Raw genomic sequence first — 23,024 nt, forward strand, 5'->3', positions numbered from 1 at the left:
CAGTCTGGATTGCTTCGTCGCAAGGGCTCCTCGCAATGACGGGGAGATCGTCATCGGAAATCGGGTGGCGCTGGGTGAGATAGTCTTGCGAAGGTGGGCTATGACAATGACCGCACGCAAATCCCCGCCTTCGCTCGCCCCCGACCTCTCCACCCACGTCGATACCCTCGACTGGCCCCAGATCACCGCGGAGCTCGACACCCAAGGCTGCGCCGTCCTGAAGAACCTGCTCACGCCGGACCAATGCCGCGCCATCGCCGAACTCTACCCCAACGACACAGGCTTCCGCAGCCGCATCGTGATGGGCCGCCATGGCTTCGGCCGCGGCGAGTACAAATATTTCGCCTATCCGCTGCCCGACCTGATCGCGCAGTTGCGCCCGGCGCTGTACGCGCATCTGCAAGCCGTCGCCAATCGCTGGAACGAGGCGATGGGGATGGACATCCGCTATCCCGCCGCGCACGCCGCGTTCCTTAAGCGCTGCCACGAGGCCGGGCAGGTGCGGCCGACGCCGTTGCTGCTGCAATACAGGGACGGCGATTACAACTGCCTGCATCAGGACCTCTACGGCGAGCACGTGTTCCCGCTCCAGGTCGCGATCCTGCTGTCCGAACCGGGTCGCGATTTCAGCGGCGGCGAGTTCGTGCTGACCGAGCAGCGCCCGCGCATGCAGTCGCGCGCCGAGGTGGTGCCGCTGACGCAGGGCGATGCGGTCGCCTTTGCTGTGCATCACCGTCCGGTGCAGGGGACGCGCGGCACCTATCGGGTTAATCTGCGTCACGGCGTCAGCCGCATCAGGTCCGGCCAGCGTCACACGCTGGGTGTGATCTTTCACGACGCGAAATGAGTGGAGCCATTGACGGCTGATTTGTTCGACAGCGTTGCCGAGGCGCAGCCGTCGCGCGAGGAGATCGCCGACGGCGCCGTGCTGCTGCGCGGCTTCGTGAGGCCAATCGAGAGCGAGTTGATCGAAGCGGTCCGCGCCATCGTGGCGCAGTCGCCGTTCCGCCGCATGACCACGCCCGGCGGCCATCTGATGTCGGTCGCGATGACCAATTGCGGCGAGCGCGGCTGGATCACCGATCACACCGGCTATCGCTACGATCCCATCGATCCCAGAACCGACGCGCCATGGCCCGCGATGCCGCCGGTGCTCCGTGATCTCGCCCGCCGTGCCGCGGAGCAGGGCGGCTTCCGGGACTTTGGCCCCGACGCCTGCCTCGTCAACCGCTACGAGCCCGGCACACGGTTGTCGCTGCACCAGGACAAGGACGAATTGGACTATTCGGCCCCGATCGTCTCGGTCTCGCTCGGACTGCCCGCGACCTTCCTGTTCGGCGGCCTGGCGCGCGCCGACAAGCCGCGTCGCTTTCGTCTGGTGCATGGCGACGTCGTGGTGTGGGGCGGCCCTTCCAGGCTCTCCTATCATGGCGTCGCACCGCTCGCCGAGGGCGAGCACGCGATGCTGGGACGGAAGCGGATCAATTTGACCTTCCGCAGAACGCGCTGACGCGTTTCCTCGCCCGCTTCCCTCGTCTAAGCTCGGCGCCGGGGAGGCGGCTGACATGACGACCATCGAGCACACGGCGGATGCCGGGACGGCCAATCGCACCGGCCTTTATCTGGCCGCGCTGCAATTGGTGTTCACGCTGGGCTGGACCACTTACGTCATCTACCTGCCGAAGCTCGCCGCCGAGGTCGGGATCGCGCCGTCGGCCGTCATCCTCATCCTGATGCTGGACCAGGCCATCTTCACCATTGCCGACACCGCCATGGGCATCGCCGCCGACAAGATGGCGCCGATTGCCGGCCGGCTCGGCCTGTTCGTCGCCCTCGTGACGGCGATCTCCTGCGCGGCGTTCGTTGCGCTGCCGTTCGTCGCCGGGGCGGGTGCGGCGGCGCAGGGCTGGTTCATCGGCCTGATCGTGGTGTGGTCGATCACCTCCTCGGCCTTGCGCGCGCCGCCGCTGACCTTGCTCGGCAAATACCGCGCTAAACCGCAAGTGCCGTTCCTCGCGGCGCTGGCGATGCTCGGCTACGGCATCGCCGGCGCAGTCTCGCCCTATCTCGGCGTGGTGCTGCGCGAGCACGATGCGCGACTGCCTTTCGTCATCTCCAGCGTGGTGCTGCTGCTCACGGCGCTCGGACTGTCGCGGATCGAGCACGACGTGGCGCGCGACACTGCGCCGCCGAGGCCCAACGAAGCGGCAAAGCCGCTCGGCCTCGTCCCGATCGCCTTCATCGTCGCGATGGTCGCGCTGGCGCTCGGTTACCAGTTGCACTTCGCAATGAACAGCGCGCCGTCCTATCTGCGGTTCGCCGCATCCGGTGAGCTGCAATGGCTGATGCCGGTGTTCTGGATCGGATTCAACATCGCGATGTTTCCGGCGAGCCTCGTCGTCAAGCACCGCGGCGGGGTGATCGTGATGGGCGCGGCCGGACTGCTCGGCGCGGTCGCGATCGCCGCGGCCGAGCTTGCCAGCAGCCTCAATACGTTGATCGCCGCGCAGTTCCTGGCCGGCGCCGCCTGGGGCTGCATGCTCATGAGTGCGATCTCCGCGGCGCTTGCGATCGGCTCGACCGGTGCGGAGGGCAAGGTCACCGGCCTCGTGTTCTCCGCACTCGCGCTCGGCACATTCGCGCGGATGGCGGCCGTCGCCGGCGGCCTGCAGAAGATGCCGGAATACGCACCGTTGCTGCACTGGGCGCCGGTCGCCTGCTGGTCGGTCGCAGGCGCGGGCCTGCTGGTGATCGCGGCGGCGCGGCTACAGGGCGGCGGTGCTCAGATCAAGGCTTCGGCGGGTGGATGAACGCCCACGGGCTGACTTCCGAGTCCCGCGTCACCTCCACCGAGATCAGATACGGCCCGCCATGGCTGAGCGCCTTCTCCATCGCCGCCTTGAACTGGTCCGGCGCGGTGACGCGCGCCGCCGCCACGCCAAAGGATTCCGCGAGCTTGACGAAATCCGGATTGACGAGATCTGACGCCACCACGCGGCCGTCGAAGCGCTCGCGCTGGTCGCGGCGGACATTGCCGTAGGCATTGTTGTTGAACACCAGCGTTACCACGCCGATGTTGAACTGCACGGCGGTGGCGAGCTCCTGCACGCCGAACATGAAGCCGCCGTCGCCGGTGATCGCCACGACCGACTTGTCGGGATTGGCGACCTTGGCGCCAAGCGCGGTCGGGAAGCCCGAGCCGAGCGTGCCCTGATAGCCTGATGTGATGAAGGTGCGGGGCTCGTAGACGGGAAAGCCGTACCAGGAGGCGAAGCCGAACTGCGACAGCTCGTCGGTGACGATCGCATTCGCCGGCAGCACCTCGCGCAGGATGTTGAGATAGGCCATCTGCGGCTGGATGCGCTGGATCTCGGCTTGCGCGGCGGCTGCGGCCTCGCGGATCTCGCCGCGCCGGCCGTGGTTCCTGGCATAGCCGGCCTTTTTCACGGCGGCGACGAGATCGGCGGTGCCGTCCCTGGCGTCGGCGACGATCGCGGCATCGGCGGCGAGCCGGCGCATCTCGGTCGGGTCGATGTCGATGCGGATCGATTTCAGGCCGCTCGGCTGATAGGGCCAGCGGAAGCCGGATGCCGGCAGCTCGGCGCGCGTGCCGATTGCGATCATCAGGTCGGCCTTCGGCCACAGCTTGTAGGCGGCGGCCATGGTGAGGCCGAGTTCATGCGCATTGGAGACGATGCCGCGGCCGCTGCGGAAGGCGACGACCGGCGCATCGATCATCTCGGCGAGCTCGAGGATTTCCTCGCCCGCCTCCATCGCACCGCTGCCGACGAAGATCATCGGCGCCTTGCTGCCCTTGATCAGCGCCGCCGCCTGCTTGACCATTTCAGGATCGGGTTGCGGGGCGGGCAGCGGCTCCAGCACCTGGGCCGCCGCCGTTGCGGCGCGCTGGGTGAAGACGTCCCAGGGCATCTCGACAGAGGCGGGGCCACGCCGGCCCGACATCATCTCCTGGAAGGCGCGTGCGACGATTGTCGGCGCGTTGGCGGGATATTCGATTCTGTCGGCCCATTTCACATAGGTACGCAGCGTTGCAAGCTGGTCCGGCATCTCGTGCAGATGGCCGCGGCCCTTGCCGAGGAACTGCGTCGGCACCTGGCCGGTGACGCACAGCACCGGCTCGTTGCAGCCGAAGGCGGTCAGCAGCGCGGCGCTGGCGTTGAGCACGCCGGGGCCGGGCACCACGCTGAACACGCCGGGCTTGCCGCTGGAGCGCGCATAGCCGAACGCCATGTAGCCGCAGGCCTGCTCGTGCCGCGCTCCGATCACCTTGAGCTGGGCCTGGTGGAAGGCGTCGAACAGGCCATAGACCTGCGCGCCCGGCAGGCCGAACACGGTGTCGACGCCATGGGCGACAAGGCCGCTTACGATCGCTTCGCCGCCGGTGAGGGTGGTCATTGCTTCATTCCATTCGCTTGTTGGTCAGGCTTCGTCGACGACGCCGTTGCGCAAGGCTCCGATTCCCTCGGCCGCGACCTCGACGACGTCGCCGGGCTTCAGATAGCGCGGCGGATCGAACCGGGCACCGGCGCCGGTCGGCGTGCCCGTGACGATGATATCGCCGGGGACGAGGGTTGCGAAGGTCGAGATATAGTTCAAGAGATAGCGGAACGGAAACATCAGCCGGCTGGTGCGATCGTCCTGCCTCAGTTCGCCGTTGACATGCGTGGTGAGGCGGATGTCCGCGATCTGCGATTCCTTGGTGTAGGGCACCAGCCACGGGCCGAGGCTGCCGCTGGAATCGAAATTCTTGCCCTGCGTGACGTTGAACTTGGCGTGGCGCAGCCAGTCGCGCACCGAGCCTTCGTTGCACAGCGTCAGCGCGGCGATGTGGTCGAGCGCGCTGCTTTCGGGGATGTGGCGGCCGGGCTTGCCGATCACCAGCACGATCTCGCCCTCGTAGTCCAGCTGCGCGGAGGCGCGCGGGCGCACCAGCGGCGTGTCGTGGCCGACGAAGGAGCGGGGCGAACGCATGAACATGCTCGGATATTTCGGCGCGTCCTGGCCGTCCTTGTACTCGGCATTACGATCAGGGTAGTTGACGCCGATGCAGATGATCTTTTCCGGCGCGGGCACCGGCGGCAGCCAGGTGATGTCGGCGAGCGCATGGTCGGGCGTACGGCCGGCGGCCTCTTCGGCAAGGCTGATGAGCTTGCCGGCCGCGATCACCTCGCGCAGCGTCGGATAGTCTCTGGCATAGCGCTTGGCGAGATCGACGATGCCGCCTTCGAGGACGGCGCCGTAGCTGACGTCACCTTTGACGGCGTAAGTGGCGAGGCGGGGGAGCTTCATCGGCAATCAATCTCTGCTGTCGTCCCTGCGAAAGCAGGGACCCATACCGCGTGATCTAACGATTGAATAAGGTCGGAGTACCGAACGACGCGTCTTCGCCAAACTCCTCCCTGTGGTTATGGGTCCCTGCTTTCGCAGGGACGACGGCCCGAGGGTTCGTCGCGACCATCAATCCGCCACCAGCACGTCGGCCACGAATTTCGGCTCGCGCACGGCCTGGCCGCTGAACGGCGAGCCCTGCTCGAACCAGGAGCGCGGGGCAGGGGCGCCCCACAGCGTCTGGCGGCGCGGATCGCGCAGCGACCAGCGCAGCGGCTCGTGGTCGTGATCCCCCGTGAAATAGTCGCTGGTGTAGAGCTCGAGCCGGTGTCCATCGGGGTCGCGGACATAGAGGAAGAACGCGTTGGAGATGCCGTGGCGCCCGGGGCCGCGCTCGATGTTCTTCACGAAGCCCTGCGAGGCCATGACGTCGCAGAGATGGATGATGTTCATCGCCGTCGGCGTCCAATAGGCGAAATGGTGCAGGCGAGGACCCTTGCCGTTGGTGATGGCGAAATCGTGGACGTTGCCCTTGCGATGCATCCAGGCAGCGGCAATGCGCCCGTTCGGCCCGTCCTCCTCGGCATATTCGGTGAGGCGGAAGCCGAGCCGGGCGTAGAAGTCGACGGTGTCCTGCACCTCGGCGGCGAAGACGTTGAAATGATCGAGCCGCTGCGGATGGCAGCCCCGGTAGAGATCGTAGCGGCGCAAGAGATGCGGTCGGCGATCCATCGTCGCATAGAGCTCGATCTGGAAGCCGAAGGGATCGGTGAATTGCAGCGTGCGGCCCTGGAACGGCTGGTCGACGAAGGCGTAACCAAGCCCATTCTCGGACAGAAATTTTGCAGCCTTGTCGAGATCGCCGTCGTTGCCGACCTTGAAGCCGAGCCTGTTGCAGGCGGGCGCCGCGGCCTTCCGCAGCACCAGCGAATGATGCTGATGCTCTTCGGCTGCGCGCAGGTAGACGACGTTGTCGTCGGCATCCTCGACATGCAGGCCGACGGTGGTCTCGTAGAACGCGCGGCTCAGCTTCAGATCGGTCACGTCGAGCACGACGTGGCTGGAGCGGATGATGTTGAACGGCGGCTCGAAGATGTGTTGCGGTACGGGCATTGCGTTTCCCCTTCTCTCGGCTTCGTCATTCCGGGGCGTGCGAAGCACGAACCCGGAATCCATTCATCCACCAACTCTGCTGCACGATGGATTCCGGGTTCGGCTCTTCGAGCCGCCCCGGAATGACACTGCCGCTAAATTCCCAGTTTCTGAATCTTGTGCGTGCCCCGCGCCAGCGAGACGTGCTTGGTTTCCATGTAGAAGTCGAACGAATAGTCGCCGCCGTCGCGGCCGATGCCTGATGCTTTCATGCCGCCGAACGGCGTCGGCAGATGGCGGACGTTCTCCGAGTTCAGCCAGATCATGCCGGCCTCCAGCGCATCAGCGACGCGCAGCGCGCGGCCGACGTCGTTGGTCCAGACATAGCCGGTGAGGCCATAGCGGATGTCGTTGGCGATCTCGATCGCATCCTTCTCGTCCTTGAAGGGCAGCACGGTGAGGAAGGGGCCGAACACCTCCTCCTGTGCGACGCGCATCTTGCCGTGTGCGCCGGTGACCAGTGTCGGCTCGACATAATGCCCGCCGCCGGGGCCATCATGGGCCTTGCCGCCGACGGCGATGGTTGCGCCGTCCTGCCGCGCGACGTCGAAATAGGAGCAGACCTTCGCCAAATGGCGTTCGTGGATCAGCGGCCCGATCTCGGTGACGGGATCGAGGGGATGGCCGACCTTCAGCGCCTTCACGCGCGCGGTCAGCTTCTCCACGAACTTGTCCGCGATGCCCTGCTGGATCAGCAGGCGGCTGGAGGAGGTGCAGCGCTCGCCGTTGAGCGAGTAGATCATGAACACGACGGCATCGAGCGCGCGATCGAGATCTGCGTCGTCGAACACGATCACGGGATTCTTGCCGCCGAGCTCGAAATGCACGCGCTTCAAGGTCGGTGCGCCCTGGACCATGATGGCCGAGCCGGTCGCGCTCTCGCCGACGAAGCCGATCGCCTTGATGGCGGGATGCTCGGTCAGCGCCTTGCCGGCTTCCTCGCCGAAACCGTGGACGGTGTTGAGCACGCCATCGGGCACGCCGGCCTCCTTGACCAGCTTCGCCAGGATCGACGCCGTCACCGGCGACCATTCGGCCGGTTTGTGCACGACGGTGCAGCCGGCGGCCAGCGCCGGGGCGATCTTCCAGGTCGAGAGCATGAACGGCGTGTTCCACGGCGTGATCACGCCGACCGGGCCGATCGGCACGCGGGTCGAGACGTTCCAGTGTTCGTCGCTCGGCGTGTTGAGGCCGTCGCGCGCCTCGCCGCATTTGTCGGCGAAGAAGCGGAAGTTCTCGGCGGCGCGGATCGCGGCCTTGGCCATGAAGCGATAGGCCTGGCCGGTGTCGATGCATTCGAGCACGGCGATGTCGTCGGCGTTGTCCTCGATGGCATCGGCGACGCGATGCAGCAGCTTCTTGCGCATCGCCGGGCCCATGTCGCGCCAGGACTTGAAGGCGAGCGCGGCGGAGGTTGCCGCGCGGTCGATATCCTCGGCACTCCCGCGCGCGACGCTTGCGAGCGTCGCGCCATCGACTGGAGACTTGGTCTCGAACGTGGCGCCGGAGATCGCCGGCACGGTCTTGCCGTCGATGAAATGGCCGATGCCGTCCGCTTGCAGCTTCTTCAGCAGCGGCGCGACGCGGTCGCGGTTGGCCTGGAACACATCGGCTTTCGGAGTGGGCTTATCCATGGGCGGCTTCCGCTTTCAGGGCGTCGTGGATGTTGTTGCGCTTCCAGCTCGTGTCCTTGTCGTTGATCTGCATGTCGAACGACAACGCGAACTTGCTGGCGGCGAAGACGGGATCGAGGTGTTTTGACAGCGCCTGGAAGACGTGCTCGCCGGCTTTCTGGCGTGTGGGAAGGTCGCGGCCTTCGCCGATGCGCAGCACCATGTCGAGGAAGCCGTAATCGTTGCGCGCGTCTGCGACCGCATAATGCTCGCAGCGGATGGCGCGCACGCGGATGCCGCCGAGCGGGAAGATGCCGGTCTCGACCGCCGCCTTGCGCACGACCTCGCAGACGAGCTTCATATCGAGACGGCTGTCGAGATTGGCCGAATATTCGATGGTGAAATGCGGCATCGCGGTTTCACTCCCTGAATCGTCTTGTTGTTCTCAAGCGAAGTAGCAGCTCACCGAGCCGTAGGCGCCATAGTCGGCCTGAATTGTGTCGCCCTTGCGGGTCTCGATCGGGCGGATGAAGGAGCCCGCGAGCACCACTTGCCCCGGCTCGAGCGCAAGGCCGAGCGGCGCGATCTTGTTGGCGAGCCAGGCAACGGCAGTGGCTGGATGATTGAGCACGCCGGCGGCAAGGCCGGTCTCTTCCAGCTGGCCGTTCCGAAAGCACAGCGCGCCGATCCAGCGCAAATCTGCATCGAGCGGGCGGATCGGCCGTCCGCCGAGCACGATGCCGGCATTCGCCGCATTGTCGGCAATGGTGTCGTAGATCTTGCGCGTCGCCTTGGTCTTGGGATCGACTCGCTCGATGCGCGTGTCCAGGATCTCCAGGGCCGGCACCACGAAATCGGTGGCATTGAGCACATCGAACAGCGTGCAGTCGGGGCCGGCGAGGCGCTTGCTCATGACGAAGGCGAGCTCGGCCTCGACCCTCGTTGCGATGAAGCGGTCGGTCGGGACCAGGCCGCCATCGGCGAAGAACATGTCGTCGAGCAGCACGCCGGAATCCGGCTCATCGATATTGAGCGCGCTCTGCATCGCCTTCGAGGTCAGGCCGATCTTGTGGCCTTTGACGATGCGCCCCTCCGCGATCTTGACGTCGACCCAGGCCTTCTGAATCGCGTAGGCATCGGCGATGGTGATGTCGGGGAAGTCCTGCGAGAGCTGGCGGATCTGCGTGCGGGTCTTCTCCGCCTGGTGCAGACGCCTCGCGCAAGCTTGGATATCGTCGTTGGAAAGCGCCATTTGTGATCTTACAAATTGGGGTGCCGGGAGATACTTAACATGTTAAGTGAATGCGTCAAACACAATTTCGGCTTGCTGCACTGCAAACGTTTCGCGGCTTGAAAGGGCGTCATGGTGAAGAGACCGGCTGATCCTGCGAACGCAAACGCCCCCGCCGCGCGGCAGGTGCCGATGCGCGATTTCTCGCGCTCGCTGCCGATGTCGCTGCTGCGGGCCCGCGAGGCGGTGATGCGGCAGTTTCGTCCCTCGCTGCGCGAGCACGGCCTGACCGAACAGCAATGGCGCATCCTGCGCGCGCTGGCGGCGATCGACGCTGTCGAGGTCACGGAGCTGGCGCGCACCGCGTTCCTGCTCGGGCCGAGCCTGTCGCGCATCCTGCGCGATCTCGAGGCGCGACATCTGATCGAGCGCAAGACCGCGAAATCCGACCAGCGCCGCAGCATGGTCTCGATCTCGAAAGAGGGCGTGAAGCTGATGGCCTCGGTGGCCCCGAATTCGGAGGCGATCTATGCCGAGATCACGCGGCGCTTTGGCGCACGCAAGCTCGCCGAATTGCAGGAGATGCTCGGCGCGCTCGAGCAGAGCCTGGCAGAGCTCGGCAGCGCCGGGGAGGCAAGTGCCGAGGAGTGAAAGCTGATATGCGCGTGTGCGCGGCAACGCCGATGGACATCAGCCGCCCTGTTCGCTCAAACTGTCGCCTAAGCCGATCGGTGAAAGTCGGCGTAGGGATGGAGAACGCTGCGTTGCGCGCGCCTCCGCCTGAAACAGGGGAGGCAAGCGAACGTCCATGGTCACCATTCAGGTTCAGAATCTGATCGACTTCGTCACTGACGTCTTCGCGCATGCCCAATCCTCGCCGGAGGAAGCACGGCGCATCGCCACCTATCTGACCACCGCGAACCTGACCGGCCATGACAGCCACGGCGTCATCCGCGTGCCCGTCTACATCCGCTGGCAGAAGACCGGCTCGGTGGTGCCCAACCAGACCGCCGAAATCGTGCTGGACACGCCCTCGCTCGCGGTGGTCGACGGCAAGTTCGGCTACGGCCAGACCGTGACGCCGCAGGCGGTCCGTATCGGCATCGAGAAGTGCAAAAAGGCCGGGCTTGCCGCGGTCGCGCTGCGCAATGCCGGTCATATCGGCCGCGTCGGCGACTGGGCCGAGATGGCTGCGGCCGAAGGCCTCATCTCCGTGCATTTCGTCAATGCCGCGGGCTCGCTGCTGGTGGCGCCGTTCGGCGGCGTCGAGAAGCGGCTGTCCACCGCGCCTTACTGCGTCGGCATCCCGCGCCAGGGACAGGACCCGATCGTGCTGGATTTTGCGACCTCGGTGGTCGCCGAGGGCAAGGTGCTGGTCGCGAGCCGCGGCGGCAAGAAGCTGCCCAAGGGCGCATTGGTCGATGCCGACGGAACCTTGAGCGAGGAGCCGGCCGTGCTGTATGGGCCCTACACGCCGGACGGACCGCGGGACCATACCCAGGGGACCGGCGCCATCCGCGCTTTCGGCGAGCACAAGGGATCGGGCCTTGCCTTCATGTGCGAGCTCCTGGGCGGCGCGCTGACCGGAACCGGCGCCACGTCGGGCGGCCGCCGCTTTGCCAACGGCATGCTGGCGTTCTATGTCGATCCCAAGGTGGTCGATACCTCCAATTTGTTTGACGGCGAAGTGTCGCGCTATGTCGATTTCATCCGCGCCACCAAGCCGATGGCCGGGGTCGATCAGGTGCTGATTCCCGGCGATCCCGAGCGGAAAACCCGGACCGATCGGACCCGGAACGGCATCCCCTTGCCGGATGACACCTGGGCGGCAATAGTGAACACGGCCCGCGAGGTCGGCGTCAGCGAAGCCAGCATCCAGAGGGCAACCGCATAGGTCTTGCGCCATTGCGAGCGTAGCGCGGCGCCCCGGTTCGCGGTAACAGCGGGTTCGTGCTGTCGCGGCGCTCGTCGTGGTGACGAATGGTCCAAATCACGCGCTCGAAACAACACGGTCCAAACAACAAAGAAGGAAGGCAACGTGGCGAACAAGGTCAAGGAAATCTGGAAGTCGGGCAAGGCCGTGGTCAACGCGTGGCTCGCAATTCCCTCCGGCTTCTCGGCTGAGATGATCGCGCAATGCGGCTTCGACAGCGTCACCGTCGACATGCAGCATGGCGTGCAAGACTATCTCTCGATGGTGCAGTGCTTCCAGGCCATGGACAAGCATCCGGTCACCCCGATGGTCCGCGTGCCCTGGAACGAGCCCGGCATCATCGGCAAGGTGCTGGACGGCGGCGCCTATGGCGTGATCTGCCCGATGGTCAACACGGCGCAGGAGGCCAAGAACCTCGTCTCCTATTCGAAATACCCGCCGCAGGGCGTCCGCTCCAACGGCCCGATCCGCGCCGGCATGTACGGCACCGCCGGCTCCTATCAGAAGACGGCGAATGCCGACACCATCCTGCTGCCGATGATGGAGACCAAGACCGCGGTCGAAAACATGGAGTCGATCCTCGACGTCGAGGGCATCGACGGCGTCTATATCGGCCCGTCCGATCTCGGCTTCTCCTACGGCCTCGAGCCCAAGCTCGACCGCTCGGAGCCGGAGATCCTCGCGATCTACGAGAAGATCATCAAGGAGTGCGGCAAGCGCGGTCTCAACCCGGGCATCCATTGCAGCGGCGCGGAAGGCGCGGCGCGCGCCGTCAACATGGGCTTCAAGCTGGTGACGCTCTCGAACGAAGTCGGCCTGATGACCACCTACGCCAAGATGCAGGTCAACGCGACCCGCAAGGACTCGGGCGGCAAGGCCTGAGCTCTCGTGTCCCGGACGCGGTGCGGCACGCAGTGCCGCTCCGCAGAGCCGGGACCCAGAAAGCCAACGAAGCGCATGAAGTAACAACTGGGCCCCGGATCTGCAGCGCACCGCTTCGCGCTGCGCAGCGTCCGGGGCACGATCATTTCGATACAGGAGACTCCCATGACCATCAGCCCCGTCATCCGCCTGCATCCCGATGATGGCGTGCTGATCGCGCGCGCGAGCCTGCCGCCGGGGACGGCGGTGGCCGACGGCGTTACGACGGTCGAACGCATTCCTTCCGGCCACAAGGTCGCGATCAAGCCGTTTTCGGTGGGCGAGCCCGTCATTCGCTACGGTCAGATCATCGGCTTTGCGACCCAGGCCATCGCGCCGGGGCAGCACGTGCATGTGCAGAACATCGGCATGGGCGATTTCGCCAAGGACTATGCCTATTGCGCCGACGTCAAGCCGACACCGAATTTCGACCTGCCGGCGACGTTCGAGGGCATCCGGCGCCCCGACGGCCGCGTCGCCACGCGCAACTATATCGGCATCCTGACCTCGGTGAATTGCAGCGCACATGTCGCGAGCCTCGTCGCCGACGTCTTCAAGAAGAATCCCTTCACCGGCGACAATCCGCTCGCCGACTTCCCGAACGTGGACGGCGTGGTCGCGCTGACCCACAAGACCGGCTGCGGCATGACGCAGAACGAGCCGCTGGCGCTGCTCCGCCGTACGCTCGGCGGCTATGCGCGGCACGTCAATTTCTCCCACGTCATCGTGCTCGGCCTCGGCTGCGAGGTGAACCAGATTGGTGGGTTGATGGAAGAGCAGAAGCTCGCCGGCCGCCTGCGCGCGATGGACATCCAGGAGGTCGGCGGCACCCGCAAGACCGTCGAAGCCGGCATCGCTTTCGTGCGCGAGGCGCTGGCTGATTCCAACAAGGTGACGCGTGAGTCCGTGCCGGTGAGCGAGCTCACCGTCGCCCTGCAATGCGGCGGCTCGGACGGCTATTCCGGCGTGTCCGCCAATCCGGCGCTCGGCGCGGCGAGCGATCTCATCGTGCGCCACGGCGGCACTGTCATCCTGTCGGAGACGCCCGAGACTTACGGCGCCGAGCATCTGTTGACACGCCGCGCGGTCAGCCGCGAGGTCGGTGAGAAGCTGGTCGACCTGATGCGCTGGTGGGACGAATACACCGAGCGTGAAGGCGCGGAGATGAACGCAAATCCGAGCCCCGGCAACAAGGCCGGCGGTCTCACCACCATCCTGGAGAAGTCGCTCGGCGCGATGGCGAAGGCCGGTACCACCAATCTCGTCGAGGTGCTGCGCTACGCCGAGCCCATCACCAAGAAGGGCTTCGTCTTCATGGACACGCCCGGCTACGACCCGGTCGCCGCAACCGGACAGGTCGCCGGCGGCGCCAATCTCGTCTGCTTCACCACCGGCCGCGGCAGCGTTTTCGGCTGCAAGCCGGCGCCCTCGATCAAGCTCGCCACCAACACGCCGATGTACAAGCGCATGGAAGAGGACATGGACGTCAATTGCGGCACCATCCTCGAAGGCGAGGAGAGCGTGCAGGAATGCGGCCAGCGCATCTTCGATCTCATCCTCAAGACGGCTTCGGGCCAGCCGACCAAGAGCGAGAGTTTCGATTTCGGCGGCGCCGAGTTCGCGCCGTGGGTGCTGGGAGCGACGATGTAGTCGCGCGGGGACGGCGCAATCGCAACGCAGTCGCAATTGAATCAAGTGATAGGCGATGCGTGTGGTTGCGCCGGATGCAGCGATCTCTCGCTAAGTAATGATACGGAGGCATGCATCTCGCCCCGAGCTTCGCAAGCTTACACCTGATTAACTACTGTTGCCGTAGACAGGGTGTGATGCGGCTCCACAGCGTGGTGGGGCCGACCTTTGTTTAGGGATCAAACGATGCAAGCTATACGTCCTACTGGGGTGGAAAATCTCCTCGGTGAGGAGGAGCTGATCGTATCGAAGACCGATCTCAAAGGCCGCATCACCTACGCCAACGACGTCTTTCTCCGCATGGCGAGATATCCCTGGAAGCAGCTGATGGGCGCGCCCCACAGCCTGATCCGCCATCCGGACATGCCACGCTGCGTCTTCAAGCTGCTGTGGGACACGCTCCAGACAAAACAGGAAATCTTCGCCTACGTCGTCAATCTCGCGGGGGACGGCAGCCATTATTGGGTCTTCGCCCACGTCACCCCGACGCTCGACGATCACGGCAACATCATCGGCTATCATTCCAATCGACGCAGACCCGATTCCGCGCCGGTCGAGAAAATCAAACCGATCTACAAGGCGCTTTGCGCCGAAGAGGCTCGCCATGCCAATGCGAAGGAGGGCATGCGTGCGAGCTTCGACATGATGGTCGGTCTGCTCAAGCAAAACGGTGTCGGTTACGATGAATTTGTCCTCTCTCTCTAAGGCGCAGGGAGCGACCGCGCTCGCGTGTGCTGTTGCCGCCGTTGCTTTCGTTCTCTCGCTTCTCGGCGTGAGTGGGGTCGCCGTTACCGCTTTGCTCGGTGCGACAATGGTGCTGCTCGGCTACGGCCTCTGGTGCCAGCATCGTACGGCGGTGGCCGTCGATGAGGTCGCCGATGTCTGCCGCAAGGCGGCGCGCGGCGATCTCGAAGCGCGCATCCTGAGCGAGCGGCAGGCCGGGCGGATCGGCGCCATCCAGAAGTCGGTCAACGACATGCTCGACATCACCGATGCCTTCGTCCGCGAGGCTTCGGCATCGATGGACTATGCCAGCCGCGGCAAGTATTTCCGCAAGATTCTCGCGCGCGGATTGCCCGGCTCGTTCCGCCGCTCGGCGACCATCATCAATGCCGGCACCGACGGCCTCGGCCGCCGCGTGGTCGAGATCGCGGGCCTTGCAAAGCAGTTCGGCACGCATCTCGACAGCGTCGCGGGCAGCCTCATGAGCGCCGCGACCGATCTCGAATCCGACGCCGGCCAGATGGCGGCGGCGGCGGAGATGACGAACCGCCAGACCTCCGGCATGCGCAGCGCATCCGATCAGGCTTCGAGCAACGTTGCGACGGTGGCGAGTGCGGCCGAACAGCTCGCATCCTCGATCGCCGAGATCAGCCGTCAGGTGGCCGGCTCGACCACGAGCACGGGGCGCGCCGTCGACGAGGCCAACCGGGCCGGCGATGAAATTCGCAACCTCGCGGATGCTGCGATGCGGATCGGCGACGTCGTCAAGCTGATCAGCGAGATCGCCTCGCAGACCAATTTGCTGGCGCTCAACGCCACGATCGAGGCGGCGCGGGCAGGCGATGCCGGTCGCGGCTTTGCGGTCGTGGCCTCCGAGGTCAAGAGCCTCGCCAACCAGACCGCGAAGGCGACCGAGGAGATCAGCGCCAAGGTCGGCGAGATGCAGCAATCGACCAGCAATTCGGTCGCGGCGGTCGAGGCGATCGCACAGACCATCGCCGAGATCGACGGCATCACCGCGAGCATCGCGGCCTCGATCGAGCAGCAGGGTTCCGCGACGCGCGAGATCGCGCGCAACGTTCACGAAGCCTCCGCCGGCACCTCGCAAGTGTCCTCCAACGTGTCGGGCATCAGCGAAGCAGCCGCCGACACCGGCCGCGTCGCGAGCCGCGTCAACAGCGCCTCCGAGCGCGTCCACGGCGAAGTCGAGACGCTCCGCCGCGAGGTGACGCAGTTTTTGCAGCGACTGACCTCGGCGGCGTAGGGTTTTCGCGAAGAGCGCGCTGCTTTTCCTTCTCCCCTTGTGGGAGAAGGTGGCGCGAAGCGCCGGATGAGGGGTATCTCTGCGCGAGCCAAACTCTCATTTGAATTCGCGGAGAGATACCCCTCACCCGTCTCGCCGCTATGCGGCGAGCCACCCTCTCCCACAAGGGGAGAGGGGAAGCAGGAATCGCAGGGTGGGCAAAGGCGCACTTGCGCCGTGCCCACGCAATGGAAGCCACGCTTCGCGTTGCCCACCCTACGATACTGCCCGCGTAGTCCGGACACTTCCTAGGCATCCTCTGCCCGTTGTTAGTGCTTGATCGCACCCACATCAGGTGTTCTGCTCAAAAAAGCTGCTGGAGCACCGCACACCGTGTCGATCTACGTCGCATTACACCACGTCACGCATTACAAATACGACCGCCCGATCGACCTTGGCCCGCAGACCATCCGGCTGCGGCCGGCGCCGCATACGCGTACGCCGATCCTGAGCTATTCGCTCAAGGTCTCGCCATCCAATCATTTCGTGAACTGGCAGCAGGATCCGCAAGGCAACTGGCTCGCCCGCTACGTCTTCCCGGAGAAGACGACCGAACTGAAGATCGAGGTCGATTTCACCGCGCAGATGACGGTGGTCAATCCGTTCGACTTCTTCGTCGAGCCCTATGCCGACAGCTTTCCGTTCGAGTATTCGAAGGATTTGAAGACCGAGCTCGCGCCGTATCTCGAGACCGTCAAGCCCGATCGCCTGTTCGCGAAATTTCTCGATACGATCCCCCCTGAGGCCCCGAACACCGTCAACTTCCTGGTCGATCTCAATCGCGAGCTTCAGAAGCACGTCCGTTACATTATCCGCATGGAGCCCGGCGTGCAGACGCCGGAGGAGACGCTCTCCTCCGGGGCCGGATCGTGCCGCGACTCCGCCTGGCTGCTGATCCAGACCTTCCGTCATCTCGGGCTCGCTGCGCGCTTCGTCTCCGGCTATTTGATCCAGATCCGTCCCGACATCGATCCGATCGAGGGACCTCCCGAAGTCGAGAACGACTTCACCGATTTACACGCCTGGGCCGAGGTCTATCTGCCCGGCGCCGGCTGGATCGGCTTCGATGCGACCTCCGGCATGCTCGCGGGCGAGGGCCATATCCCGGTCGCCGCCACGCCGCATTATCGCTCGGCCGCGCCGATCTCCGGCGGGGCCGGTTTTGCCGAGGTCGAGTTCGCCTTCGACATGAGCGTCAAGCGCATCCGCGAGGCGCCGCGCATCACAAAACCGTTCTCCGACGAATCCTGGGCGCGGCTCAATGATCTCGGCGAGCAGGTCGACGGCGATCTTTCGAGCGCGGACGTGCGGCTTACGATGGGCGGCGAGCCGACCTTCGTCTCGGTCGACGACCTCGAAGCCGCTGAGTGGAATACGGAAGCCGTCGGCCCGACCAAGCGCGGGCTCGGCGACGACCTGATCCGCCGTCTGCGCGATCGTTTCGCGTCCGGCGGCCTGCTGCATTACGGCCAGGGCAAATGGTATCCGGGCGAGAGCCTGCCGCGCTGGGCCTTCGGCCTGTACTGGCGCAAGGACGGCGTGCCGATCTGGAAGAATGCTGATCTGATCGCCAGGATCGAGAATCCGCGGCGCGTCGAGGTCAAGGACGCTCAGGCGTTTGTCGAGGGCACGGCGGCGCGTCTCGGGCTCGATCCCGGCTACATCATTCCGGCCTACGAGGACACCGCCTACTGGCTCCATAAGGAGGCTGAGCTTCCCGTCGACGTCGATCCCTCCGACCCCAAATTATCCGATCCAGAAGCCCGTGCACGTATGGCGCGCGTGTTCGACGAGGGCCTCAATACGCCGCGCGGTTTCGTGCTGCCGGTGCAGCGCTGGAACGCGCCGCCGCGCTGGCGCAGCGAGCGCTGGCAACTCCGGCGCAATCATCTGTTCTTGATGCCGGGCGATTCACCGCTGGGTTTGCGCTTGCCGATCGGTTCGCTCGGCCATATCCCGCCCAGCCAATATCCCTACATCGTCGAACAGGACCCGATGGAGGCCCGCGGCAAGCTGCCGGTGTTCAGCCTTCCGGCGCGTCCGGAATCGCCGCCGAAGGTCGAGCCCGAGCATCTCAACACGTCCGTCCCGGTCCGCACCGCGATGTCCGTCGAAGTCCGCAACGGCGTGCTCTGCGCCTTCATGCCGCCGGTCGAGCGCATCGAGGATTATCTCGAAATGATCGCGGCCCTCGAAGCGACTGCCGAGGAGATGCAGATTCAGGTCCACGTCGAGGGCTATCCGCCGCCGTTCGATCCGCGCATCGAGGTGATCAAGGTGACGCCCGACCCCGGTGTCATCGAGGTCAACATCCAGCCGGCGAAAAGCTGGCGCGAAGCGGTCGACATCACCGTCGGGCTCTATGAGGATGCCGGCAAGACACGCCTCGGCGCCAACCGCTTTTTGGTCGACGGCCGCCATACCGGCACTGGCGGCGGCAACCACGTCGTGATTGGCGGCTCGAGCCCGCAGGATTCGCCGTTCCTGCGCCGGCCCGATCTGTTGAAGAGCCTCGTGCTGTACTGGCAGCGGCATCCCTCGCTGTCCTATTTCTTCTCGGGTCTCTTCATCGGCCCGACCAGCCAGGCGCCGCGTATCGACGAAGCCCGTCACGACAGCATCTACGAGCTGGAGATCGCGCTCTCGCATGTGCCGCCGCCGGGCTACCAGACGCCGCTGTGGCTGGTGGACCGGCTGTTCCGGCATCTGCTCGTCGACATCACCGGCAACACCCACCGCGCCGAGATCTGCATCGACAAGCTCTATTCGCCTGATGGGACCACGGGCCGCCTCGGCCTCGTCGAATTCCGCGCGCTCGAAATGCCGCCCGATCCGCGCATGTCGCTGGCCCAGCAGCTCCTGATCCGCGCGCTGATCGCGAAGATGTGGCGCGAGCCCCAACAAGGCAAGTTCGTGCGCTGGGGCACCGCGCTGCATGATCGCTTCATGCTGCCGCATTTCATCTGGGAAGATTTCCTGGACGTGCTCTCCGAGCTCAGGGAGTTCGGCTATCCGTTCGAGCCGGAATGGTATCTGGCCCAGCTCGAATTCCGCTTCCCCGCCTTCGGCCGTGTCCATCAAGGCGGCGTGACGCTGGAGCTGCGCCAGGCGCTGGAGCCATGGCACGTGCTGGGCGAGGAGGGCTCGGCCGGTGGCACCGTGCGCTATGTCGACTCATCGGTCGAGCGGCTCCAGATCAAGGCGGAGGGTTTTGTCGAGGGCCGCCACATCGTCACCTGCAACGGCCGCCGCCTGCCGATGACCTCGACCGGACGCTCGGGCGAGGCGGTGGCCGGCGTCCGCTTCAAGGCCTGGCAGCCGGCCTCCGGCCTGCACCCGACCATCCCGGTCCATGCGCCGCTGACCTTCGATCTCATCGACACCTGGAACGGCCGCTCGCTTGGCGGCTGCGTCTACCATGTCGCCCATCCGGGCGGGCGCAGCTACGACACCAAGCCGGTCAACACCTATGAGGCCGAGGCGCGGCGGTTGGCGCGCTTCCAGGACCACGGCCATACGCCGGGGCCGGTCCGGCCACCCCCCGAGGAACGCACAAGTGAGTTCCCGCTGACCCTCGACTTGCGGACCCCGCTCCTGCAATGAGTATGATGGTGGGGCAGGGAGAGGCGCATGGCCGAGGGCGCAGCCGAAGAGAACGACAGGGCGGGCAGGGCGCCAAGTCAACGCGAAGGCCAACGCGAAGGCCAGCGCGAAGGTCAGCGCCGCTTCGCGCAATGGGTTCGCGACTATAAGCGCCTGCCTGGCATCCCCGACGAGTTTCTGGGCCCTGACGGCGCCCCGCGCGCGGTCTGGAGCCGCTTCTTCGACGCCTTCGGGGCGCTCGCGCCCGATGAGATCGAGCGGCGTTTCGGCATGGCCGATCGCCACCTCCGCGAGGCCGGCGTCACCTACCGCGCCCCCGGCGACAGCGCCGACCGGCCCTGGTCGATCAGCCATCTGCCGCTGTTGATCGACGAGGCCGACTGGAAGCAGCTTTCCGCCGGCATCACCCAGCGGGCCGAGCTTTTGGAGCGGGTTCTGCGCGACATCTACGGCGAGGGCCGGCTGGTCGCCGAGGGCGCGCTGCCGGCCGCCGCGATCGCCGGCAGCCCCGAATACCTCCGTCCCGTCTGCGGGGTGCCGCCGCCCGGCGGGCGCTATCTGTCGCTCTATGCCGCCGACGTCGGCCGCGGCCCCGACGGCCGCTGGTGGGTGCTTGGCGACCGCACCCAGGCGCCATCGGGCGCGGGCTATGCGCTGGAGAATCGCCTCGTGCTCTCGCGCGCCTTCTCCGACCTCTACAAGTCGATGAACGTGCCGCGCGTCGCGCCGTTCTTCGAGGCCTTCCGCGACAGTCTTCGCGCGCGGGCCGATCGCGACGAGCCCAGGATCGGCGTGCTCACCCCCGGCAGCTTCAGCGAGACTTATTTCGAGCACGCCACGCTGGCGCGCTATCTCGGTTTCCTGCTGGTCGAGGGTGACGATCTCGCCGTCAGCGACAACCGCATCCACATCCGCACTGTCGCCGGCCTGAAGCGGCTCGACGTGCTGCTGCGCCGGGTCGATTCCAACTCGCTCGATCCGCTCGAGCTCGATGCGTCCTCGCATCTCGGAGTGCCCGGCCTGATCGACGTCTTGCGCAAGGACGGCGTCGTCGTCGCCAACATGCCGGGCTCGGGCGTGCTGGAGGCGCGTGCGCTGCTCGGCTTCCTGCCGGCGCTGAGCCGCCGCCTGCTCGGCGAAGAGCTGAAGATGCCGCACATCGCGACGTGGTGGTGCGGCCAGAAATCGGCGCGCGACGAGGTGCTGTCGCGGCTCGACGAGGTCGCGATCGAAGGCGCCTATCGCCGCGGCGTGCCCGGGCTCGACCGTGCGGGGCCGGTGCTTGCGAGCGAGCTGGACGCGGCCGACCGCCAGCGCCTGGTCGAGGCCATAGCCGCGCGCGGCATGGACTATGTCGGCCAGGAGGTGGTGCGGCTCTCGACCATGCCGGTGTGGGAGCAGGGTCAGATCACGCCGCGCCCGTTCGTGCTGCGTGTGTTCGCTGCGGCAACGCCCGACGGCTGGGCGATCATGCCCGGCGGTTTCTGCCGCATCGCCGAGCAGGCCGACGCGCGCGCGGTATCGATGGGCGATGGTGCGCGCGCCGCCGATGTCTGGGTCGTCTCCGGCAAGCAGGTCTCGACCGCGACCTTGCTGCCGGCGACCGACAAGGTGCGCATCCGCCGCATCGCCGGCGTGCTGCCGAGCCGGGCCGCCGACAATCTGTTATGGCTCGGCCGCTATCTCGAACGCGCCGAGGCGACGCTGCGCCTGGTGCGCGCCCTGGGCTCGCCGAGCGGACCCAACAAGGGCACGGCGGCCTCGCTGCAATCGGCCGAACGCATCCAGCGCCTGCTGGTGGCCTGGGGCGCGGTTTCGCAGACATCGCGTACCGCGCCGGGACGCATCGTCGCCGAGGCGCTGCAGAGCCCGGACCGTTTCGGCTCGGCACTGTCGCTGGTGCGCGCGGCACAGCGCACCGCGACCTCCTTGCGCGAGCGACTGTCGCCCGACGCCTGGCAGGTCATCACCGAGATGGCCGAGCGTCTCGCCTTCGAGGTCGAAGGCGACGACAGCGTGGTGAGCGCGGCCGAGCTGACCTTGCAGGAGCTGGCCAGCCTTGCCGGCCTTGCGCAGGAGAACATGAACCGCGCCGCCGGCTGGCGCTTCCTCGACATCGGTCGCCGTATCGAGCGCGCCATCAACACCACGCGCTTCACGCGGCAGTTCGCCTATGACGAGGCCGGCGACGAGGACCTCGACATCCTGCTGACCCTGGTGGATTGCCAGATCACCTACCGTTCGCGTTATCTCTTGGCGCCGATCCTGGCGCCGGTGCGCGACCTCGCGGTGCTCGATCCATACAATCCGCGTTCGGTAGCGTTCCAGGTGACGACGCTGAACGAGCACATCGCCGCGCTCCCGAGCCTGAAGGAGCACGGGCTGATCGAGAAGCCGCAGCGGCTTGCGGTCGCCATGCAAGCGATGCTTGCGACTGCGGAGGCCGAGAAGCTCGAGGTCAAGACGCTGTTTGCGCTGGAGCAGGACCTGCTCAGCCTCGCCGAGGCGATCGGGCAGCACTACTTCCCGCACGGCCCCAACGCGGCCCGGCCGGAAAAGCTGACGGGGCTGGCGTGATCTACGACATCCGTCACGTCACAACTTACGAATACGAGAATCCGGTCAGCTTCGCCCGCTGCACGCTGCGGCTGGAGCCGCGCAGCGGCAGCGGCCAGGAGCTGATCTCGCACCGCGTCGAGATCCGTCCGCGGCCGGCCGAGCGCACCGAGCGGCGCGATTTTTTCGGCACGCTCACCGAGAGCATCGTGATCGAGGCCGCGCATCGCAACCTACGGATCGATTCGCGCTCGCGCGTCTCGGTGTCGCGCCAGCCGCCGTCGCGCGATGCCGCGAGCCCGCCCTGGGAGAGCGTTCGCGACGTCGCCTTCGAGGCGACCAGCCTCGGCCCGGCCTCGCCGGTCGGCTATGTTTTCGCAAGCCCGCTGGTGCCGGTGCTGCGCCCGGTCAGCGCCTATGCCGCCGAGAGCTTTGCGCCGGGTGCCGGCATCCTCGCGGGCGCGGTCGATCTGATGCATCGCATCCGCGACCAGTTTCGCTATGATCCCAAGGCGACGGTGATCTCGACGCCGCTGGGCGAGGTGTTCGACAAGCGCCACGGCGTCTGCCAGGACTTTGCCCATGTGATGATCGCGGGGCTGCGCGGGCTCGGTCTGCCGGCGGCCTATGTCAGCGGCTATTTGCGCACCATTCCACCGGCGGGCCAGCCGCGCCTGCAGGGCGCCGATGCCACCCATGCCTGGGTCTCCCTGTGGTGCGGGGCGGAGCTCGGCTGGGTCGATTTCGACCCGACCAACGATCTCTTGATCGGCAACGACCATATCGTGCTTGCGGTCGGGCGCGACTTTTCCGACGTCTCGCCGGTCGACGGCATCATCGTCGGCTCGCCCAAGCAGAAGCTTGGCGTCGCCGTCGACGTGCTGCTGGTGGAGTGATTGCGCCGTCGTCGTCCCGCGCCGCCCGGGTGTATCGAGCCGTCTCCGCAACCGT

18 protein-coding genes are annotated in these 23,024 nt (G+C 66.1%); 12 read left to right on the forward strand and 6 right to left on the reverse strand.

Annotated elements, in window-relative coordinates:
* Positions 1-100: 100 nt before the first annotated feature.
* The 3 genes from QRQ56_RS19245 to QRQ56_RS19255 are packed head-to-tail and all read left to right on the forward strand — an operon-like array spanning position 101 to position 2,810.
* Entirely contained in the window at positions 101-847 is a 747-nt protein-coding gene (locus tag QRQ56_RS19245) for a 2OG-Fe(II) oxygenase (RefSeq protein WP_438742254.1), read from the forward strand.
* A gap of 9 nt (positions 848-856) precedes the next feature.
* On the forward strand, positions 857-1,510 hold the full coding sequence (gene alkB, locus QRQ56_RS19250) for a DNA oxidative demethylase AlkB (protein WP_438742255.1): 654 nt from the start codon (positions 857-859) through the stop codon (positions 1,508-1,510).
* Positions 1,511-1,565: 55 nt separating this feature from the next.
* Positions 1,566-2,810 carry an MFS transporter gene (locus QRQ56_RS19255; RefSeq protein WP_438742257.1) on the forward strand — a complete coding sequence of 415 codons (1,245 nt, stop codon included), beginning with the start codon at positions 1,566-1,568 and terminating at the stop codon, positions 2,808-2,810.
* On the opposite strand, the gene QRQ56_RS19260 is transcribed toward QRQ56_RS19255, so the two are convergent.
* From QRQ56_RS19260 to hpaH, 6 genes are all read right to left on the reverse strand, one after another.
* Positions 2,788-4,416 (reverse strand): thiamine pyrophosphate-dependent enzyme, encoded by a 1,629-nt coding sequence (locus QRQ56_RS19260; RefSeq protein WP_438742258.1) that lies wholly within the window; start codon positions 4,414-4,416, stop codon positions 2,788-2,790. The two genes, QRQ56_RS19255 and QRQ56_RS19260, sit on opposite strands and share 23 nt — an antisense overlap.
* A gap of 24 nt (positions 4,417-4,440) precedes the next feature.
* Positions 4,441-5,310 carry a fumarylacetoacetate hydrolase family protein gene (locus QRQ56_RS19265; protein WP_438742260.1) on the reverse strand — a complete coding sequence of 290 codons (870 nt, stop codon included), beginning with the start codon at positions 5,308-5,310 and terminating at the stop codon, positions 4,441-4,443.
* A gap of 168 nt (positions 5,311-5,478) precedes the next feature.
* Positions 5,479-6,462 carry a 3,4-dihydroxyphenylacetate 2,3-dioxygenase gene (gene hpaD / locus QRQ56_RS19270; protein WP_438742262.1) on the reverse strand — a complete coding sequence of 328 codons (984 nt, stop codon included), beginning with the start codon at positions 6,460-6,462 and terminating at the stop codon, positions 5,479-5,481.
* Between the two features lie 134 nt (positions 6,463-6,596).
* Positions 6,597-8,135, reverse strand: coding sequence for a 5-carboxymethyl-2-hydroxymuconate semialdehyde dehydrogenase (hpaE, locus tag QRQ56_RS19275; protein ID WP_438742263.1), 1,539 nt, complete (start codon positions 8,133-8,135; stop codon positions 6,597-6,599).
* On the reverse strand, positions 8,128-8,526 hold the full coding sequence (locus QRQ56_RS19280; protein WP_438742265.1) for a 5-carboxymethyl-2-hydroxymuconate Delta-isomerase: 399 nt from the start codon (positions 8,524-8,526) through the stop codon (positions 8,128-8,130). Before QRQ56_RS19280 ends, hpaE begins: the two co-directional genes overlap by 8 nt.
* 33 nt (positions 8,527-8,559) lie before the next feature.
* Positions 8,560-9,366 (reverse strand): 2-oxo-hept-4-ene-1,7-dioate hydratase, encoded by an 807-nt coding sequence (gene hpaH, locus QRQ56_RS19285; RefSeq protein WP_438742266.1) that lies wholly within the window; start codon positions 9,364-9,366, stop codon positions 8,560-8,562.
* A gap of 111 nt (positions 9,367-9,477) precedes the next feature.
* On the opposite strand from hpaH, the gene hpaR reads away from it, so the two are divergent.
* From hpaR to QRQ56_RS19330, 9 genes are all read left to right on the forward strand, one after another.
* Positions 9,478-9,996: a homoprotocatechuate degradation operon regulator HpaR gene (hpaR, locus tag QRQ56_RS19290; RefSeq protein ID WP_438742267.1), complete on the forward strand. Its 519-nt coding sequence runs from the start codon at positions 9,478-9,480 to the stop codon at positions 9,994-9,996.
* A gap of 157 nt (positions 9,997-10,153) precedes the next feature.
* Positions 10,154-11,239: a malate/lactate/ureidoglycolate dehydrogenase gene (locus QRQ56_RS19295; protein ID WP_438742269.1), complete on the forward strand. Its 1,086-nt coding sequence runs from the start codon at positions 10,154-10,156 to the stop codon at positions 11,237-11,239.
* 144 nt (positions 11,240-11,383) lie between these two features.
* Positions 11,384-12,160 (forward strand): HpcH/HpaI aldolase family protein, encoded by a 777-nt coding sequence (locus QRQ56_RS19300; protein ID WP_438742271.1) that lies wholly within the window; start codon positions 11,384-11,386, stop codon positions 12,158-12,160.
* A gap of 165 nt (positions 12,161-12,325) precedes the next feature.
* Positions 12,326-13,849: a UxaA family hydrolase gene (locus QRQ56_RS19305; RefSeq protein ID WP_438742272.1), complete on the forward strand. Its 1,524-nt coding sequence runs from the start codon at positions 12,326-12,328 to the stop codon at positions 13,847-13,849.
* A 225-nt stretch (positions 13,850-14,074) separates the two neighbouring features.
* The gene (locus QRQ56_RS19310) at positions 14,075-14,593 is read left to right on the forward strand and encodes a PAS domain-containing protein (protein ID WP_438742365.1); all 519 of its coding nucleotides are present in this window, start codon (positions 14,075-14,077) and stop codon (positions 14,591-14,593) included.
* Positions 14,571-15,875 (forward strand): methyl-accepting chemotaxis protein, encoded by a 1,305-nt coding sequence (locus QRQ56_RS19315; protein WP_438742274.1) that lies wholly within the window; start codon positions 14,571-14,573, stop codon positions 15,873-15,875. Before QRQ56_RS19310 ends, QRQ56_RS19315 begins: the two co-directional genes overlap by 23 nt.
* Before the next feature lie 372 nt (positions 15,876-16,247).
* On the forward strand, positions 16,248-19,517 hold the full coding sequence (locus tag QRQ56_RS19320; protein ID WP_438742275.1) for a DUF2126 domain-containing protein: 3,270 nt from the start codon (positions 16,248-16,250) through the stop codon (positions 19,515-19,517).
* 27 nt (positions 19,518-19,544) lie between these two features.
* Positions 19,545-22,094 (forward strand): circularly permuted type 2 ATP-grasp protein, encoded by a 2,550-nt coding sequence (locus QRQ56_RS19325; RefSeq protein ID WP_438742276.1) that lies wholly within the window; start codon positions 19,545-19,547, stop codon positions 22,092-22,094.
* Complete coding sequence (locus QRQ56_RS19330) at positions 22,091-22,969, forward strand: transglutaminase family protein (protein WP_438742277.1); 879 nt, start codon at positions 22,091-22,093, stop codon at positions 22,967-22,969. Before QRQ56_RS19325 ends, QRQ56_RS19330 begins: the two co-directional genes overlap by 4 nt.
* Positions 22,970-23,024: the final 55 nt, after the last annotated feature.

Origin of the sequence: Bradyrhizobium sp. U531, from assembly GCF_051710265.1 — a bacterium.
Classification (GTDB): domain Bacteria; phylum Pseudomonadota; class Alphaproteobacteria; order Rhizobiales; family Xanthobacteraceae; genus Bradyrhizobium.